Source organism: Enterococcus sp. 2201sp1_2201st1_C11_2201SCRN_220225 (genome assembly GCF_040925905.1).
Classification (GTDB): domain Bacteria; phylum Bacillota; class Bacilli; order Lactobacillales; family Enterococcaceae; genus Enterococcus_C; species Enterococcus_C asini_A.
Map to the genome: position 1 here is coordinate 20,930 of NZ_JBCOJC010000007.1, position 19,260 is coordinate 40,189.

The 19,260-nt window shown below is 37.7% G+C and carries 18 protein-coding genes; 7 read left to right on the plus strand and 11 right to left on the minus strand.

What is annotated here, in order from left to right:
* Positions 1–153: 153 nt before the first annotated feature.
* The 3 genes from AB5754_RS03420 to abc-f all read right to left on the minus strand — a co-directional run bounded on the left by AB5754_RS03420 (position 154) and on the right by abc-f (position 2,938).
* Positions 154–1,113, minus strand: a complete 960-nt coding sequence (locus AB5754_RS03420; RefSeq protein ID WP_368251077.1) for a rhodanese-related sulfurtransferase — start codon at positions 1,111–1,113, stop codon at positions 154–156.
* 153 nt (positions 1,114–1,266) lie between these two features.
* A complete protein-coding gene (locus AB5754_RS03425; protein WP_010754940.1) occupies positions 1,267–1,395 on the minus strand; it encodes a hypothetical protein in 129 nt (42 codons plus the stop codon).
* Between the two features lie 76 nt (positions 1,396–1,471).
* The gene (gene abc-f / locus AB5754_RS03430) at positions 1,472–2,938 is read right to left on the minus strand and encodes a ribosomal protection-like ABC-F family protein (protein WP_368251105.1); all 1,467 of its coding nucleotides are present in this window, start codon (positions 2,936–2,938) and stop codon (positions 1,472–1,474) included.
* 344 nt (positions 2,939–3,282) lie between these two features.
* On the opposite strand from abc-f, the gene AB5754_RS03435 reads away from it, so the two are divergent.
* Positions 3,283–4,242, plus strand: coding sequence for an aromatic acid exporter family protein (locus AB5754_RS03435; RefSeq protein WP_368251076.1), 960 nt, complete (start codon positions 3,283–3,285; stop codon positions 4,240–4,242).
* A gap of 242 nt (positions 4,243–4,484) precedes the next feature.
* On the opposite strand, the gene AB5754_RS03440 is transcribed toward AB5754_RS03435, so the two are convergent.
* From AB5754_RS03440 to AB5754_RS03450, 3 genes are read right to left on the minus strand one after another with little or no spacing between them, the layout of a single operon-like run.
* A complete protein-coding gene (locus tag AB5754_RS03440; protein WP_368251075.1) occupies positions 4,485–4,850 on the minus strand; it encodes a DUF1048 domain-containing protein in 366 nt (121 codons plus the stop codon).
* 1 nt (position 4,851) lies between these two features.
* A complete protein-coding gene (locus AB5754_RS03445; protein WP_368251074.1) occupies positions 4,852–5,226 on the minus strand; it encodes a DUF1048 domain-containing protein in 375 nt (124 codons plus the stop codon).
* A gap of 1 nt (position 5,227) precedes the next feature.
* The gene (locus AB5754_RS03450; RefSeq protein ID WP_368251073.1) at positions 5,228–5,548 is read right to left on the minus strand and encodes a PadR family transcriptional regulator; all 321 of its coding nucleotides are present in this window, start codon (positions 5,546–5,548) and stop codon (positions 5,228–5,230) included.
* A 255-nt stretch (positions 5,549–5,803) separates the two neighbouring features.
* Between AB5754_RS03450 and AB5754_RS03455 the strand changes: the two genes are divergently transcribed.
* Positions 5,804–7,177 (plus strand): hypothetical protein, encoded by a 1,374-nt coding sequence (locus tag AB5754_RS03455; protein WP_368251071.1) that lies wholly within the window; start codon positions 5,804–5,806, stop codon positions 7,175–7,177.
* 77 nt (positions 7,178–7,254) lie between these two features.
* Here the strand turns inward: AB5754_RS03455 and AB5754_RS03460 are convergent, their stop codons facing one another.
* The 4 genes from AB5754_RS03460 to arsC all read right to left on the minus strand — a co-directional run bounded on the left by AB5754_RS03460 (position 7,255) and on the right by arsC (position 12,018).
* Positions 7,255–8,640 (minus strand): PTS galactitol transporter subunit IIC, encoded by a 1,386-nt coding sequence (locus AB5754_RS03460; protein ID WP_368251070.1) that lies wholly within the window; start codon positions 8,638–8,640, stop codon positions 7,255–7,257.
* A gap of 107 nt (positions 8,641–8,747) precedes the next feature.
* On the minus strand, positions 8,748–9,554 hold the full coding sequence (locus AB5754_RS03465) for a gluconate 5-dehydrogenase (RefSeq protein ID WP_311834181.1): 807 nt from the start codon (positions 9,552–9,554) through the stop codon (positions 8,748–8,750).
* A gap of 232 nt (positions 9,555–9,786) precedes the next feature.
* A complete protein-coding gene (locus tag AB5754_RS03470) occupies positions 9,787–10,554 on the minus strand; it encodes an IclR family transcriptional regulator (protein WP_368251069.1) in 768 nt (255 codons plus the stop codon).
* A gap of 1,056 nt (positions 10,555–11,610) precedes the next feature.
* Positions 11,611–12,018, minus strand: a complete 408-nt coding sequence (arsC, locus tag AB5754_RS03475) for an arsenate reductase (thioredoxin) (RefSeq protein WP_002372037.1) — start codon at positions 12,016–12,018, stop codon at positions 11,611–11,613.
* A gap of 357 nt (positions 12,019–12,375) precedes the next feature.
* Here arsC and cadC point away from each other — a divergent pair, with 357 nt between their 5' ends.
* Positions 12,376–12,735 (plus strand): Cd(II)-sensing metalloregulatory transcriptional repressor CadC, encoded by a 360-nt coding sequence (gene cadC, locus AB5754_RS03480; RefSeq protein ID WP_002372035.1) that lies wholly within the window; start codon positions 12,376–12,378, stop codon positions 12,733–12,735.
* Positions 12,732–14,849: a cadmium-translocating P-type ATPase CadA gene (cadA, locus tag AB5754_RS03485; RefSeq protein ID WP_002372033.1), complete on the plus strand. Its 2,118-nt coding sequence runs from the start codon at positions 12,732–12,734 to the stop codon at positions 14,847–14,849. Before cadC ends, cadA begins: the two co-directional genes overlap by 4 nt.
* A gap of 220 nt (positions 14,850–15,069) precedes the next feature.
* On the opposite strand, the gene AB5754_RS03490 is transcribed toward cadA, so the two are convergent.
* Complete coding sequence (locus tag AB5754_RS03490; protein WP_002406006.1) at positions 15,070–15,882, minus strand: helix-turn-helix domain-containing protein; 813 nt, start codon at positions 15,880–15,882, stop codon at positions 15,070–15,072.
* 161 nt (positions 15,883–16,043) lie between these two features.
* Between AB5754_RS03490 and AB5754_RS03495 the strand changes: the two genes are divergently transcribed.
* From AB5754_RS03495 to AB5754_RS03505, 3 genes are all read left to right on the plus strand, one after another.
* On the plus strand, positions 16,044–17,300 hold the full coding sequence (locus AB5754_RS03495) for a replication initiation factor domain-containing protein (protein ID WP_002403996.1): 1,257 nt from the start codon (positions 16,044–16,046) through the stop codon (positions 17,298–17,300).
* Between the two features lie 89 nt (positions 17,301–17,389).
* A complete protein-coding gene (locus tag AB5754_RS03500; protein ID WP_002403995.1) occupies positions 17,390–17,587 on the plus strand; it encodes a hypothetical protein in 198 nt (65 codons plus the stop codon).
* A gap of 105 nt (positions 17,588–17,692) precedes the next feature.
* On the plus strand, positions 17,693–18,742 hold the full coding sequence (locus AB5754_RS03505) for a site-specific integrase (RefSeq protein WP_002403994.1): 1,050 nt from the start codon (positions 17,693–17,695) through the stop codon (positions 18,740–18,742).
* Positions 18,743–19,260: the final 518 nt, after the last annotated feature.

Consider the following 19,260-nt stretch of genomic DNA (forward strand, 5'->3'; position numbering starts at 1 on the left):
ACTTAGTATAGCGAGGGGCTTGGTAGAAGAAATTGACTACCATCAAGTTTTGGGATTTCTCACAAAAAAATGCTAAAACGAAATAGAAGGAGGAATTTTTTACGCAAAAAAGACACGACTTTTACTAGCCGTGTCTTTTTGGAAGTAATCAGTTTAGCTCTTTTCCACAATCGTCTCGCCAATCGCTGCTAAGCGTTTGGCTACTTCGTCTGGGGACCAACCGCGCTCTTTGACATAACGATTGTGGTCACTTTGGCGACAATCTGCCGAACAGCCTCCTAGATATTTTTCTTGATTGGCTTCAGAACACAAGATTTGGCGGTTGCACTCTGGATTGCCACAGTTCACATAGCGCTCACAAGGGGTGTGGTCAAACCAGTCTTTACCGATGATAGTTTTGTTCACTTGGTTAATCTCTACTGCAATCCGTTCGTCAAAGACATACATGGCCCCTTCCCAAAATTCTCCTTTGGTTTCTGGAGCTTTGCCATAAGTGGCAATACCGCCGTGAAGTTGGGCTACGTCTTCAAAGCCTTCTTGTAACAACCAACCAGAGAATTTCTCGCAACGAATACCACCGGTACAATAAGTGACAATTTTCTTACCAGCCAATAACCCTTTGTTTTCGGCTACCCAATTTGGCAACTCGCGAAAATTGTGAATCGCAGGTCGTATCGCTCCTTTAAAATGACCTAAATCGTACTCGTAGTCATTTCTAGCATCCACTACCACCGTGTCTTCATCAAACAAACGCTCACGAAACTCTGAGGGCGAAAGATAAGTCCCCGTAAGCTTACGAGGATTGATATCTTCTTCAAGGTTTAACGCTACCAATTCTTTTCGCGGGCGCACAAAAAGCTTTTTAAAGGCGTGCTCTTGTGCCTCATCAATCTTAAATTGGGTATCTTGAAAGCGAGTATCTGCTAGCATAGTTTCCATATAAACTTTAGTTTCCGCTTTTTCACCAGATAATGTCCCATTAATCCCTTCTCCAGCCACTAAAATCCGGCCTTTTAAATTCAAAGAGCGACAAAAAGCCAAGTGCTCCTTTGCAAAAGTTTCCGGGTCTTCGATTGGAGTATAGTTATAAAAAAGTAATACTTGATAGTCCATGGCTTGCTCATCCTTTACTGTTTTCGATAATCTTCAGTATAAAAGGCCATGGTTGGACAATCGAGTTTTCTGCTTGTTGAAAAATGTACAAGAGTCGTGAAGAAATGCAAAAAAAGACAACCCGAACTCTTTTCCAGGTTGTCTACTACTGACTTATTTTTGATAGATGTGTGGCCCTTTGCGCATATTGCGACGATCATTTTTAGGGGTATCCTTTTGTTGGGACTTGCCGCCACCTTGTTTCTTTTCAATTAAGGCTTGCATCTTTTCTTTTGCGTTCATTCTTCCACCGCCTTTTTTCATCTTTGTATTCATAGCACATCTTTTTTAAAGAAGCAACTTTCACTACAACTTTCCTTTACCGAATGCGAACTAACTGACGCTTACAAATTTGATAAACTTGGGTTGCCACCTTGTCCACAAAAGCTTGGTCATGGGAAGTAAACAAAACTGTCCCCGGATAAGCTTGAATCAAGTTTTCCAAAGCTTCAATCGTAGCCAGATCAATGAAATTTGTGGGCTCATCTAAGAGTAAGACATTGGCTGGCCGCACAAAAACTGAGGCTAATTCTACTCGGGTGGCTTCTCCGCCACTTAAGACTGTTAAAGGCTTGTGAACTTCCCCCGGGCTAAATCCTAGATTGTGCAAGATACTTCGCACCAGCTTTTCCGGATATTCCGTTTGTTTCATTAAATAATGAAGCACCGACTCTGGACCTTGTAATTGATAAGACAATTGCTGATAAATAGAGCAGACTACTTTAGGGGAACGAATTACGTGTTCGTTGTTTTCAAGTAAAGCATTTAAAAAGCTACTTTTTCCCACGCCATTGGCCCCTACAATGGCAATTTTCTCTCCAAGCGCAAACTGAAAATCAACTTGTTCTAGCAAAATTTTCTCTCGTTTCAACGTAAAGTTGGTGCCTATAAAAGGATATTTATTGTGTAGTGCCACTGTTTTGCTAGGAGGAAACTTGATTTTTTGCAGTCGTTGAGAAGATTCTGGTGCTTCCAATTGCTCTAAACGACTCGCCAAGGCTTTGGCAGTTTTTTGAAGATTTTTTTCCACCGTATCTTTTTGCTTAGAAGAAGACAAACGGTCTGGGCGAATATTTTTTTGACGTTTTTTTGCCGAAAGTTGTCGGCTCTTTTCCGCTTGCGCCTTTTTGGCAGCAACCGCTACCTCCAAGCGTTGTTTTTCTTTTTGATATTGGTCTTGGGCTTTAGTTGTGACAGCTTCTTGCAACGCTTTTTGTTCTTGATACACATCATAGTTTCCTGAATAAACCGTCACTTGACCATCTTGGACTTCCCAAATTTTGGTCGCCAGTTCGTTTAAGAAAGTTCGATCATGGCTAACAAAAAGCAACGTGCCATAATAATAGCGCAACTCTTCCACTAGTAACTGAATTCCTGTAGTATCTAAATGAGTGGTGGGCTCATCTAATAATAGCCCCATTTCATAGCCAGACAAAAGCTCCGCCAAACGAAACTTCGCTTGCTCCCCACCGCTTAAACCGGGGGTATTTTTGGTTAAGCCAAAACGACTGATTAATTCTCCATCCAGCTCTTTTTTTGCTGGGGTAATTAGCCCAGCTTGGGGAATTTGAGGATAGTATAAAAAATCAATTTCTCGTTGCACTTGGCCACTGTCCGGCTGGATTTCTCCCTTTAGCAAGCGCAACAAAGTAGACTTTCCTGAACCATTGCTTCCTACGATGCCAATGCGCTCATTTTGATACACTGTAAGTTCTTCAATGTGTAAGACATCTTTTATTCCGTAACTTTTTTTGATATTTTTTAATTTGACTGCTAGTTCCATCAGCAAGCTTCCTTTCCTGTTCTAGGCAAAGGACAAGCCGCAAAAAAAGGCATAGCCAATAGCTACCCCCACATTTCGCGAATTAGAAAAAAGGACAGACTTCGCCCTTGAAATTGAGTTTACCTAGACTTTTGAATAGTATTCAATTAACGATTCAAAAGGTTGTAACGCAATCTCATGGATGCTGTCATGCTCTTTTCCCTCCTCGATGGATTTGTTAAAGTATAACATGAAGCAGTTTTTTAAAACAAGTTTCAACTGGCGTATGCCCACGAGTTTGCTTTTTGATACTCAAAGACCGAAGAACATGATAAGCTTACCATAATCTGTAAACAAGGAGGCTCGGTATGCGAATTGGATTACGAACTATCAAAACTGCCCTAAGCGCCACTTTGGCCTTGCTTTTAGCTGAGGCATTTCATTTACTCTACCCTACAGCAGCGGGAATCATCGCTTTATTAAGCGTCACCAATAGTAAGCGTTCCTCCCTTATAACCGGACTTTCTCGTTTGGCTTCATTGGCTTTGGCTACTGCCATCGCCTATCTCTGCTTCACTTTCATCGGCTTTAACGCTTGGGCTTTCGGCGTTTACCTGCTCTTATTCATCCCCGCCACCGTCTACTTTAAGCTCTCAGAAGGCATTTCGGTCAGTTCCGTTTTAGTCACGCACTACTTAATTGAACAAGACCTCTCTTGGCAAATCATCGCCAATGAATTTGCCTTAATGATTCTCGGTGTCGGCTTTGCTTTATTATTTAACCTGTACATGCCCGACCGAGAAAAGAAGATTAAGGAAAATCAACTAATCATTGAAACACTCTTTAAAAAAGTCTTAGAAGAAATGGCGGACTCTTTAGAAGACCCCGAAAAAGAAACCCAGCTATTGACCAATTGCCAAAATATCCGCAGTTTTATTCAAGAAAGCAGCCAAGAAGCCCAGATTCAAATGGAAAATCGTTGGCTAGCTAAAGACAGCTATTACTTGGATTACTTCAATATGCGCCGACTCCAGTCTAATTTCTTAAAAGATATGATTGAACTCTTGGAAAAAACCACCATCGAACCCTTACAGTCCAAACAAATCCGAGATGTTTTATTGTATACTGCCGATCATTTGGCTGAAGAAAACGACGGGCAAGAAAACTTAAACAAAATCGCCGAAGTCTATGATTCTTACCGCACTATGGAACTGCCTCAAAGTCGCGAAGAATTTGAAAATCGGGCACGACTCTTTCAGTTTCTACAACTTTTTGAAACCTTTATTGAAATCAAAGCTGATTTTTATGCACAACAAACCAGATCATAGACAAACCTAGTAAATCTTAACAGCAATCATCTTCTAAGCTAGTCCAAAAGACTAACAAAAAAGCAAAATCTCCCATTATTCTCCCGCGGCAGATTTTGCTTTTTTATAATACTAATTGGCTACGACATTGAAACCTAGTGTGGCAAATATTGAGTCCGACGCTCTTGAAAATCCCCACCTTTAAGACAGACATTTCTCGATCTGTCTTTTGTACATATTCAACTTCAATGATTGGCGTTATCCTAGTTTTCTTCTTTCAGACCCTTTAATTTACGATCCACATTCTGCTGAGTTTTCTGCTTTACCTCTTCCACCCAGGATTTTGTGGCTAAGGATTGCCGGTAATTTTCCGCAAACTGACCCACATCTGTTCCTACATAGTCCAAGACCGGAATCTGATTGGTCGCTCCTTCTTCCAAGAAGTCCACCAGTTGATAAACCCCTGCCAGAGTATCCATCCCTGTGCCTGCCGCAAAACTAAATAAGTATCTCTCTACTTCTTTGTAAACAATTTGATAATCCTTGGGCATTTTTTTGACTCGCGTCATCTGAGCCCGCCACTCTTTTTTATCTTGAACCATCTGTTCTAGCTTTTTAATGGGTTTCAATTCACTGGCCTCCTAACTTTCTTTGAATCCGTTTGTTGATTTTTTGCTGACGCTTATCGAAGTAATGATCCATCCAATTCGGTAGTTCTACAGCTTTACCAAAGTCTTTGGCAAATTCAGTCACATCTGCTCCCACAAATGCTTCAGCAGTTATTCCTTGGGCGGATGCTTCCTCTAATAAATCAATGAGCTGATACTGAACTTCCATTAAATCCAACCCATCAAAGCCTCCATAAGTGGCCGTTAAGTACTCAGATACCTCATGAAAGACGCTTCGATAATCTGCCGGCAAACTTTCTACCCGTTGCAATTCTTCCTTGTATTTTTCTTTAGTTTGTTTCAAATATTTTAAGTCCCAATATTCTCGTTTTATCATCTTATTGCTCCTTTAATCGTGTTAATCGCTCTGTGATAAAGCCCCACTTCTCCCAGAAATAGGCCAGCTCTTTTTTCCCTGCGTCATTTAAGCTATAAAATTTTCGCATAGGGCCAATCTCGCTTTTGCGTTTAACAATAGTCACCAAACCTTTTTTCTCTAAGCGAATCAAAATAGTATAAACCGTACCTTCCACAATCTCATCAAAGCCTAAATCCTGTAAGGTCTTGGTGATTTCATAGCCATAGGTTTCGCCTCGGCTGATGACTTCTAAGATAACCCCTTCCAAAATTCCCTTCAGCATTTCCGTTAAATTCTTCATCTTTCCACCTCTATATTGTATTACTTAGTAGATTAGACACTGCAACTTAAAAATCTCGCATCCCCTTACTGACAGGTACATAATATTACAGAGTAGCTAAGACGTCGACTACTTTGTATTGAAAAGTAGTTGATACCTTTTAAGCGGTCTTCTAAATGATAGAGTACCCCAGAATCTTTTTTTACAAGCAATAGTTGTATCAGTGTCTCTTAGATGCGATAATGAAGCAAATTATTATTAGAAGGTGAGTTATTTATGGATCATCATTATGAATTAGTACCCATAACTGATTCAAAGATCATAGCTGAGCTTAAAAATAAAACATTACAAAGTTTTCAACTCCAAGAAAAGGAACAAAAAGATTTGCTGATTACTTTTCTTAATGATAATAAAATTCAGCTTCAACAAGGATTAAGTGATATTTTTAGTGGCCTTAATAACATAGCCATCGCAAAGACTCTTGAAAAAGGGATCAAAGCCACAACCAAATATGGTGATAAATTCATGGTAGGTTTAGAGAAAGTAAAAAATTCTCAAGGAGTTACAACTGGCGTAACAAATATCTCAAAAAATAAACTATTTTCATCAAAAGAAGTACCTGAGGCATTCACAGGGGGCATTAAAGCAACAAATGGCGGTGTCGGTGGCGGCCAAGTTGTATTGAAAGAAACCCAAGTAATGACAACTATGTCTAAAAGTGCAAAAGTCGCAAAAACCGTGAACGCTTCTATACAAGTAGCGTCTTTTGTTGTCGGACAATACTATATGTCAGAAATCAGTGATGAGCTAATTACATTAAGTAATTCAATGGCCTCAATAAAAGACATGATGAAAAGTGACATTTTAGCAAGTTTGCAGACAATAAGTGATGATTTACAAATAATTGCCGATCACCAAGAAATGTTGCTTAAGGACGAAACGATTCGTAACAACACATTAGAAAAAATAGATCACCTTAAGAGTAAAACGGCCAAATTAAGCAATCAAGCCCATAACAGAATCAACACACTACTTGATCCCCCACTTGAAAGCATCGAAAAAGAAATGATGCGGGTGAAAGACTTACAGGAATGGCAATTTGTAGGTTGCTCTAGTCTCAACTTATTGAATATCGCATCAGAACTGGAGTATATCTTTGGCCTAGGTCATCTTTCACAAAATTATACTGAAAGCCTATTAACCACACACAAAACTCGTTTTAAAAAAATTAAGGATCGAATGAAAGAGTATTCCGAAAAAGTGAACCAGGAATTCAAATTAACAGAACGAAATCCAGAAACTAGAAAAATGAGCAAAGATGGGATAATCACAGAGGTAGGAATTACAACTACTCTTCCCTTTGGCAAAAAAATAGAACCCATCAAGTTAGACAAAAAATTACAAGCCTTTGCAAGTAGCTTGGCTTCGTCTTTAGATGAACGTTTAGACTATGGTTTGAATTTTAATCTTTCTGATTCAAAAATCCAAAAAGAACTAGCGGAGCCTATCCAAAAATTAGTTGAGGAACGGCCAAGGACTTCCAAAATACCACTCATTCAAGCGGCTTTCGATAGTGAAACTCAAATACTAGTAGACGACCAAGGAAAATATTATTATCTCACTGAAACAAATAAGCCCCATACAACCTAGTTATTATCATCCGCTATCTAAAAAAATCCTGACAAACAAGCTGTCAGGATTTTTTTCATTTGTTTTATTTAGCAATCTTAAGCCATATCGCCTGAGGTACTTTCTTGTTCTGAATGAGCTTGTTGGCCATCTTCGGTGATTTTTTTACGGTTGTATAGCGCAAAGACAATCACAATAACGCCCAAAGCCCCAGCACCAACGGCTCCAATATTAGCAGTCAATTGGTAGACAATCCAAGAGAAAGGACTTGCAGCGAAATCGATGGAAGCGACAGATTCAGTTCCTTGAGGGATTAAGGCACCATCTACCATTTGTACTGCCTTGGTAAAGATTGTAGAAAGAGACGTCGCGAACAATACACCGGAAACCAAAGTCAAAATACCAGTGATCAATGAACGGAAGACGTTGCCTTTTGTATATGGCAAAACTAATGGGAAGATATAAATCAATCCAGAAAGAGAAGCCAATGGCAAGAAGCGATTTCCAGGGATAATAACGGACAAGAACAAAATAATTGGCACTAGTAACAAAGAGCAAACAAGGGTAACAGGATGGCCAATTACTAAAGCAGGCGTCATCCCAATATTGATTTTACGACCACCTTTTAATTTGGAGCCGATTAATTCTTGTGAGCGATGAGAAATTGGATTTAACCCTTCAATAAATAGCCCAGTGATTTTTGGAATCAAAACCATAACGGCTGCCATGGTAATTCCCAAAGTAAGCATTTCCGCTACTGAATATTGAGCAATCAAACCAAGGAGAATCCCTACGATAACCCCTAGGAATAATGGTTCGCCCACGATGCCAAATTTTTCTTGCATTTTCTTAGCATCCAAATCGATTTTATTTAAACCAGGAATGCGTTCGATAATCCAGTCAGTAACAATAGCAAAAGGAATAAAACCTACACAGAATGCTTGAGGTATGGATATTCCTTGCAAATCTTCCCCATAAAAAGCTTCCACTTTTTTTTGAGAACGGTCAGCACCAATCAAAGTCACAGCTACCGTCACCACAACAGCGAATAAGCCCCACAAGAAGCTATCCGTTGCAATCGAAACAATCGATCCAACAAAGGCAAAATGCCAATAGTTCCACAAGTCGATGTTGACAGTATTGGTAGTTTTAGTAAGCAACATAATAATATTGACCAATAAACCTAAAGGAATTACAATCGCACCAACTTCAGTTCCGTAAGCCACTGCAGCAGCTGCCGGCCAACCAATATCTAGCGTTTTCAAATCTAAGCCATATAAAGAAACCATTTTATTAACGGCTGGTCCTAAGTTATCTGCTAATAATTTCGTAATCACGCTCAAACCAACAAAACCGATTCCCACTGAAATACCGGCTCGTAATGATTTTGAAACCCCTAATCCTAAAATAATTCCAAAAATAGTAAAAATAATCGGCATCATCACGCTTGCACCTAAGCTCATGATGTAATTAATCACTGCCATTTTTGTGTTCCTCCTTATTTGCTAAGTTATAAATTACAAATTTCACAATCAATAATAGAAAGCAAGGCTGGCCGAACCAGCCTTGTATTCTTTGTATTCACAATTTTTTATGGTTGCTTGCCAATATAAGCCAAAATCCCGCCATCTACATACAATACATGGCCATTGACAAAGTTAGAAGCATCTGATGCCAAGAAGACTGCTGGTCCTTGTAAGTCTTCTGTCGTACCCCAACGAGCTGCTGGTGTTTTGGAAATAATAAATTGGTCAAATGGATGACGGCTGCCATCTGCTTGAAGTTCTCGTAATGGCGCTGTTTGAGGTGTAGCAATATATCCAGGCCCAATCCCATTACATTGAATATTTGCTTCCCCAAATTCAGAGCAAATATTCCGAGTTAACATCTTCAAACCGCCTTTAGCTGCGGCATAAGCGGAAACTGTCTCCCGCCCTAATTCACTCATCATAGAACAGATATTGATGATTTTCCCATGACCTTTTGCAATCATGCCAGGAATTACTGCTTTAGCCACAATAAATGGCGCATTTAAATCAACATCAACAACTTGACGGAAATCAGCAGCAGACATTTCTAACATTGGAATTCGTTTAATAATCCCAGCATTGTTCACTAAGATATCCACCGTACCGACTTCTTTTTCAATGGTATCAATTAATTGTTTGACTTCTGCTTCATTGGTAACATCGCATACATAACCTTTTGCTTCAATCCCAGCTTCTGCATAGTCGGCAACTGCTTTATCCACCAATTCTTGTTTTAAATCGTTGAATACGATTTTAGCTCCTGCTTTGGCTAATGAAGATGCAATTGCAAATCCAATCCCGTATGAAGCCCCTGTGACTAACGCAACTTTGCCATCTAGCTTAAACGCATCTAATGTAAACTCTGACATAAACTCTTCCTCTTTTCCTATTTGGAATATATATTTTCCAAATAAACATTTTTCATTTGTGATTATAAGCGGATACATCGCAAAAAACAAGTCTTTTTTAGAATTTATTGTAAGTATTTTCAAACTTACTATGCCCTAGTGTTATTTTTGAGCATACGAACTTTTAAAAGAACAAAAAAAGCCGGTTAGTCCTAAAAGTTGGACTAATCGGCTTTGTGGCCATTACAGGTTATCATACACTTTCTGATTGTAGACAATGTTCAATTGCGGTTTTAGTTTTTTGAATCTTGGTTACTACTTCTTCCTCAAAAGCAGGAGTATAACGAAACTTAGGAAAACTGACACTCATAGCCCCAATGACTCGATCATTGGCTTCTAATTTAACCGCTATACAGTAGCCATCATTTTCTTGCTCCTCATCATCAATAGCATATCCTCTTTCACGAATCGCCACTAAATCACGACGCAATGCCTCAGGTGTCGTTATCGTATTTTTCGCTAGGGATACTAGCTCGGTTTTGGCTAAGTAGTCAGTCAATTGCTCTTCACTAAAGCTACTCAATACCGCTTTACCCATTCCTGAACTATACAATGACCGCGCTAGGCCTACTTGAGAGGTCATATAAATCCCCTTATTTTGAGGTTCTAATTTATCAATATAAACCATTTTATCATTTTCTAAAACAGAGAGATGAATCGTTTCATCCACTGATTCGCGCAATTCTTCTAAATAAGGGCGCGCAACGGCTAATAATCGTTGGGCTTCAATATTTTGCGTATGATACTTCATAAATTTTGATCCTAAGTAATACAGCTTATTCTGATCACGTATTACATATCCGATATGCATCAAAGTTTCCAAAATTTTTGATAGATTAGAAGGCGAAATTCCCGTCTCCTTGGATAATAACTGAATGGTTTGTCCACCCTTTTTTGCTAAGGCATCAAGAATCTCCGCAGCCTTCAATAACACCGAACCATAAAGCTTCTTTTCTGTCACATTCTTCCCTCACTTGTCCAGGCCGCTTTTCATACTCAGCAGCTTCTCGATAAGTATATCACTTATTTTCTTGTTGGTTGCAAATCCTGTGAAAAAGTATGAGATTTCTTAGGATTGGCCTTGAAAATCTCCAGCATCATAATTGCTTTCAATTAGCAAATACAATCGCTCAATATAAAATAATTGCTGCTGTTTTGAAAATCATTTTTTCCTCATCCGTTTTTCACCGCCATTTTTACTATTTTGGCGGTGAAAATTACATAATGACGGAGAAAATTCGCACAGCCAATTTTCAATTAGATAAGAATCTCGAAAATTCACAGCGATACCAACATCACAAGAACTTATGTAAATACACCAAATGTGATTCAAATGCCTATTGGTGAAATTGCCTATCGTAAATTGTCTCAAAAAGAGTCAGACAAAAATGGTGTCAACTCAAAAAAAGACGCTTCGCAAAATGAATTGCGAAACGCCTGAAAGTACTGATATGAAGCTGTTTTTAACGTTTTGAGATGTGACTCGTACTTATTACAAGTACTTCTATCAATAGAAATCCAATTATATCAACATTACAAACATCTAAAAAACAGTTTGATATGGATAAAATAGGATTAATATTGATATTACTTGAACCAATTTGAACCAAAGATGAATGGTAGTTGAATACAATTTTCTTACTAGTTTATCAATCTTTTTTAGAGTTATTCCTCCCCTCTTATTTATTTGAGACCGTATTGATGGCTGGATAGCTGTCTAATAGGGGTTTCAAGGCCAGAATTAGCTAAGCTACTAGATTCTCGAATAATTGTATAAGCCGGTCACACCTACTTAAATGTGATTGAGAAGGTCAAATATAGGGTCAAAAAATACTCGTCAGTATGTCAGATAGATAAATCCAATTTTACGCCAAAAGCAGATCCTTTTCTCTTAAAATAGTAAGAGCCATCGAAGATTTATGTTTCACTTCGCACGGCTTTTACTTTAATTTTCCAATTTATCAAAAGGACATTTTACGTCTTTTTATCTTTTACCGAGATAGATGACAGTTGCTACTTAATCTAGCAAATTCGCTACACGACTTTTTATATCATCTCTAATTTCTCTGAATTTATTAATGATTTCTTCTTCTGTTCCAGTTGCTTTGGCTGGATCTTCCAAATCCCAATGAACATGCTTAATCCCTTTTGGAATTACTGGACATTTATCTTTGGCATCGCCACATAGCGTAATAATTAGGTCTGCTTGATTAAAATAATCCATATCGATCAAATCAGATGTTTGCGTAGAGATATCTATCCCTTCCTCAGCCATTACTTGAACGGCTCTAGGATTTAACCCATGTTGTTCAATGCCGGCGCTTTTAATTTCAAATTCATCTGTTGGCAAAATCGCTTTCCCATAGCCTTCTGCAATTTGACTACGACAAGAATTGCCTGTACATAAAAAGTAAATTTTTCTCATTATTATTTCCTCCGATATCAGACAATTCTGATGGATTTTGAATGAACCAATTTTTTTGTGCGATTAGATATTTTAACTAACAGTAACATGACTGGCACTTCAACTAAGATGCCAACTGCCGGCGCTTATGTAAAAATATAGATAATCATCTATGTTTTGTCAAATGCTTCTGTCTTTCAGTTCAAATTAATTAGTTTATTATTTGCATTCGATTCAATCTAATTTGAAAATCACTACTTATATAGATGCATCCATACAATCTATATAACTCCTCACATATTCAAATTAAAATTTGATTATTCTATTAATCTATGATACACTACATTCAAATATCCATTAGAATAAAGGAGGAGCTGTATGAAAAACGAAATTTGTGAAATCTCATGTGTTCATGAAGATAAAGTTTTACTAGGAAAAGAAAAGTTACAAACTGAGGATATTTCGAGCTTAAAAAGTGTCTTCAAAATTTTAGCTGATGAGAATCGCTTAAAAATTATCTACGCCCTAAGTTATGAGGATGAATTATGTGTATGTGATATCGCAGCAACTATCGAGGCAACCGTGGCAACAACCTCACACCATTTATTATCATTGAAAAAAAATGGAATTGTTGTGAGTCGGAAAGTAGGGAAATTGGTTTATTACTCTATCAAGAATGATAAATTTGTCCAACTACTAAATTCCAAACTGTATTTAGAAGATGAGGTGCTAGTATGAGTGAAAAAAAACAAGTCTATCGGGTTGAAGGATTGAGCTGTACGAATTGTGCGGCAAAATTCGAAAAAAATGTTTCTCAAATACCAAAAGTTACCGATGCAAAAGTAAATTTCGGTGCCGGAAAAATCTCTATCGAAGGCGAAGCGACTATTGCGGAAATTGAAGCTGCAGGAGCTTTTGAGAATCTTAAAGTTCAGTCCGAACATGATACAGAACCTCGCATTGAAACAAAAGAGCCTTTTGTGAAAAGAAACTGGAACCTATTGGTTTCACTGTTTTTAATTATTTTGGCATTAGGATCTCAAGTAGTTAACGGTGAAGATGCGCTATTAACAGAAGGATTATTTATACTAGCGATTATTATCGGCGGATTTAGTTTGTTTAAAGAAGGATTTTCAGACCTATTAAAATTGAATTTCTCAATGGAATCTCTTATGACAATTGCAATCATTGGTGCTGCAATTATTGGCGAGTGGACTGAGGGCTCAATCGTTGTTATCTTATTTGCAATTAGCGAAGCTTTAGAACGGTTTTCAATGGATAAAGCAAGACAATCAATACGTTCCCTAATGGATATTGCTCCGAAAGAAGCATTAATTAGAAGAAATAATGTTGAACAAATGATTAATGTTTCAAAAATCGAAGTAGGCGATATTATGATCATTAAGCCTGGACAAAAAATTGCTATGGATGGTCAAGTCATTAAAGGCCATTCCTCAGTAAATCAGGCTGCGATTACCGGTGAATCTGTCCCTATTGAAAAAAATATTAATGATGATATCTTTGCAGGAACGATTAATGAAGAAGGTGCACTTGAAGTCAAAGTTACAAAGCATGTGAACGACACGACAATTGCCAAAATTATTCACCTAGTTGAAGAAGCACAAGGTGAACGAGCACCTGCTCAAGCATTTGTCGATAAATTTGCGAAATATTATACACCCACCATTATGGTGATTGCCGCATTAATCGTCATCGTTCCCCCATTATTTTTTAACGGAGATTGGAATACTTGGTTGTATCAAGGGCTCTCTTTATTAGTTGTTGGCTGTCCTTGTTCTTTAGTAATCTCAACACCTGTGTCTATCGTTTCAGCAATTGGAAACTCTGCTAAAAATGGTGTTTTGGTAAAAGGCGGTATTTATCTTGAAGAAATTGGTGGCCTCAAGGCGATTGCCTTTGACAAAACAGGAACATTGACTAAAGGAACACCAACGGTAACAGATTTCACTACAGTTGATTCAAAAGACGAAGAGAAATATTTCTCAATTATTACAGCATTAGAATCATATTCTCAACACCCTCTCGCGTCAGCAATCTTAAAAGAAGCTGATAATAGAGCGATTTCTTATAAATCAGTAGTTGTTGACGAGTTTACTTCAATTACTGGAAAAGGAATACAAGGAAACATTGAGGGGATTACCTATCTTGTAGGGAGTCCAAAGCTTTTTGAATCTATCTTAACAGATAACTCAAAGATTATTGAAAATTACCAAAGACTTCAGCAACAAGGAAAAACAGCAATGCTCTTAGGAACAGATAAACAAATTTTAGCAGTCATTGCAGTAGCTGATGAGTTAAGAGAATCAAGTAAAGCAGTCATTGAAAAATTACATGATTTAGGAATCGAGCATACGATAATGCTGACTGGTGATAATGCTACAACTGCTCAGTCAATCGGAAAACAAACAGGTGTAACTGAAATAAAAGGCGATTTGATGCCTCAAGATAAATTAGATTATATTAAATCACTTAAGGAAACCTATGGAAAAGTCGCCATGGTTGGTGATGGTATTAATGACGCACCAGCATTAGCTGCCTCAACAGTCGGTATCGCAATGGGTGGCGCTGGAACAGATACAGCTTTAGAAACAGCTGATGTAGCTTTAATGGGTGATGACTTACAGAAACTTCCCTTTATAGTTAAATTAAGTCGACAAACATTGAGAATCATTAAGCAAAATATTACCTTCTCATTGGGAATCAAACTATTAGCATTATTACTTGTAGTTCCAGGCTGGTTAACGTTATGGATTGCTATCTTAGCTGATATGGGAGCAACTATATTAGTTACCTTGAACGGCTTACGACTGATGAAAGTTAAATCTAAATAGACAAGTAGTAGCATAAAAAGAGGAAAGACTAGCGACGGCAGCGCCGTATAAGCTAGTCTTTCCTCTTTTTAATGCTGTTGCAGGACGGCGTAGCCGGACTGCATGGGCAAGCCCCTCTTTCTAACAGGGGGCTAACAAAGAACAGGAAACTGTGACAACTACCCATTTGGGAGTGTCCTAGCAGTGTTTTCTTTGTCACATGCTTATCAATCTTGTCACCTTATTTTGATTGCGGATACGCTGCATTTAACAGGCGTTCTTTCTCGATTTCCATTGCGAATGGAAGATAGAGGTATTGTTGTTCTAATAGGTATAGATTATCTTCTGTGTATTGATAGGAGGCTGTTTCTTTTGAATAGACTAATGGGGCGATTCGAACATCGCCGGTCAATTGATTGATCGAGTATAGAAGAATGACTTTTTCACCTAGTTCCTTGGGCAAATGTTTCCCAAAATAGGAATAGGATTCTTGATTTGCTAAATAGACGAGTAAGCGATCCACACTAAAGTTGGAAAAGGTAAAGGGCAGAATGTGCAGAATGTGATTTTGATTATCATGGTGTAAATAGAGTTGAGCTTCTTTACCAAATTTAGTTGAACCAAGGTAAAGCTGCTTTTTCTCATCGATACATTGATAAGTAAATTGGTCTTGTTCCGTTGGTGGAATGAGGTTTATAATAAAAAATTCAATCATCCGATCCATTTCTTTTTCACTAACAAGACCGGCTTGTTTCAGTTCGTCTACTATTAGCCCTTCAATCTTAGGATCAAGCTTACCTGCCTTCTTTTGAAGCATTTCTAAAATGTATTGGTTTTCTTGAGTACCATACAAAAGATATTCGTTGGTGACATGGCCTATTTCTGCAATTTGGTGAAGGGTTTCGGTTTTTGGAAGGTTAATCCCGCGTTCCCAATTATTGACAGTGCTTCGTGGTAAATCACCAATTAGTTTGCCAAATTTCTCCATACTCAACTTTAACTCTTGGCGAATCTGGCGAATTCGATTGCCCACTGCTTGCTTGTCTATCTCCATGAAAAAACCTCCTCATGATAAGTTCTTAAATTTATTATACGTGTGTACTTAAAAAAAGTCAAAATATATTGACTTAAAATAAATACAGGCGTACAATCCATTTGTACTTAAAATAAGTCTGAAGGTTCTTTGACAAGTAAATAGCAGAAGGAGGTTTTTCTATGAATCAAGTGAATCAACATGATCTCGGGGAATCGATTCGAGTTTCTCGAGAAGAAAGGGGGTGGACCCAGCGATATTTAGCAGAAAAAGTAGGGATTTCGAGATCGTTATTATCAAAGGTAGAAAAAGGAACGAGACAATTAAGTGAAGAAAAATTGAATCTTATACTGGATAGTTTGCAAGAAGCGGTCATTCCAGTTAACCGTGTTTTGATTGATTATCTAACCATTCACTTTTTCTCGAATCAACATTTAAAGTTGATTGAAGAGATTATTGGCATGCCTATTGAACGCTTTGAGGAACTGGATTATGCACCAAAGGGCTATATTGGGCAATATGTTTGGAATCAAGTAATCACGATTCGGTATTCCATTGACGATACGGTAAAAGGAACCGTAATGGAGTTTTCAGGTCAAGGCTGTAAACATCTTGCCATGCGTTTGAAGACCGCAAAATCAAACTGGCAAGAGTTCTTTCGTAAGGTATTAGATTATCAGGGAAACTTTACACGGATTGATTTTACTTTAGATGATTTTGTGGGGAGTCTCAGCATTCCAGAACTGAAGCGTAAGGTAACACTAGGCCATGTGTGGACCACTTTTCAAGTGAGTGAATCTCATGGCGGTACGGATATCATAAACAATGAATCAAATGGTGAGACCTTGTATTTAGGCTCAAAGAAGAGTCAGTGTCGCTTTTGTTTTTATCAGAAGGATTATGAACAACGCAAAAGACGAGGAATTCCTTTAGAAGAAGCAGAAGTAAAAAATCGCTTTGAACTACGGTATCGAAAAGAGAAAGCGCAAAGCTTGGCAAAGATTATTTCAAGAACCCATGATTTAACCAAACTGTTCTTTGAGTTACTTAATGGCGCAATTTGTTTTTATGACCGTGATCCAAATGATCCAGGTGCAAAAGTCGATAAAAAATGGGCAGCCTTTATTGGCAATCATGGCGCAATCACCATTTCTTTAGAAACAATTCCTCAAAGCTTTGAAAAAAGTATGAATTGGTTAATTCACAGCGTTTCTCCCACCCTCGCATTTATTCAAGAGGTAGATAATCATTTTGATTCAAATTTGATTAACGAGATTATTAGCTGCGGGGAACTTAGTTCACGGCAGCAAAAAATATTAGAAAATTTGATTGCTGAGCCTGATTATTATCAGGAAGAAGTAGAATTTTATATCCAGTGTCTTCAAAATATGAAGACAGAAAAAATACACAAAAAAAGCAAAGCACAGCTTACACATTAAAATGTATAAACGTACTCCGCCCTAGACAAGTTGAGTATAGCACATTTCCTTGTGTCAGCCAAAAAACATTTTTGGAAAGGAAATAGACTATGAAAAATACAATAACTACTTATGAATTGCCCTATCTACTTACTAGAGAACAAGCTTCTCAGTTTTTAGGGATTGATCCAAAATCTTTTGATAAATTCGTTCGCGCAAACGATGAGTTAGAGCGTTTTATGATAGGAAGACAAGAGCGATACACTGTCACTTCTCTTATCAGTTTTATTAAGACGCACTCTATCTAGCTAAAATATCGTAGGATGGTTGATTAGATGCTTTTCGCCATGTAGAATGGCGGTGTATTCAACTAGCATTTATCAACCATCTTTCAGTGAAAGGATTTGTTATAAATGCCTAGTATAATTAAACGTGGTAACTCATATAGAGCTCAAATTTCACTTTATAACCATGGTCAACATAAGAAATTGACAAAATCATTTAGCTCTAAAAAGGAAGCAACTCGTTGGGCTTTGGAAAATGAATTGGAGAAAGGAAATGGAAAACAATTAGCAGAGCGTACAACAACATTTGCTGACTTCTTTGAAAACTGGATTCATATCATAAAGAAAAACGATGTAAAAGAAACGACTTTTCAAAATTATCAAAGGACTTCTCAAGTGGTGAAGAAATTATTTGGTGATATACAGTTAAAGGATTTGAACGATATTGTAGTACAACGAAAAATAGATAAGTATGCGGAGACTCATTCTCGTAAAACCACTCATGAAGTACTATTGAAAATCAAAACAGCATTACGTGATGCTTATGCTCGTGGCTATCTTGCTACCGATTTTGCAAATTTAGTCAAAACACGAGGGAAAGTTTTGGATAAGAGAAACCGTGCGCTTTCCATTACCGAATTAAAGAAACTACGTACTTATGTCATTAATCATCAAGAAAATGAATTTAACATTCTTGTACTCCTTGCCTTAGAAACTGGTATGAGACGCGGAGAACTTTTAGGTATGCGTCCCGAAGACCTCTTTGAATATGGTGTCCATGTCAGACGTTCTCTTAGTCCAACTTCTGAAGATACTTCGTTAAAAACCAAAAATTCAAGACGAGATATTTCCATTAACCAAGAAGTCTACGATATTCTAAAATCTGTCCCGATTAAGGATAATGGATATTTTTTTGATCCTGACGGCTTTCAACAATCTGCTAAGCTCGCCAGATTACTGAAAAAACTAGATATTCCAAAAACTACCTTCCACGGCCTAAGAGATACCCATGCTTCTTTTCTATTTTCACAAGATATTGATATTGCCTATGTATCAAAACGCTTAGGTCATATCAATATTCAAACAACACAGAACTATTATCTTGAACTGATGCCAGAAAAAAAGCACCAGCAAGATGCTGATGCTTTAAACCTCTTAAATTCTTTGTCAAATTTATAATTTGAACCAACTTGAACCAAAAAATTCTTGTAAACGTTGATACAATAAGGAATTGATTAACGTTTTGAGAATTGAGAAGCTTTACGTGCTTTTTTAAGACCTGGTTGGCAGTTCAACTGTGTTATTTTAAATCAATGAATATCAAAAATGCTGATTTATCAGTATTTTTCGCCTCAAGATTTGTACTGGATTTCAGTCGATTTTAGGCACTCGTAACCACGATTCGTAACCAATTTTGAACGTAAGACAATTTGGTTACGACAAATTCAGAGCATATCAGTATCTACTACACTTCTTTTTTATCTTTCCATTGAAGAAACTGCATGGTAAACCCATGTGGTCTTTTTAACGTTGCAAAGTCAAAGATAAAAGAACAAATCCTCCAAATGTTAGGCGCTCTTTGCGGAGGGGTTCGCCTCAAGCGAATTCCCCTTCGTAAAGAGTTCGCCTTGAACACGAGTGGGCGCTAGCCCGCGAGTGTTGTTTCACCCCCCCTATCTAACAGGGGGGTACAAAAA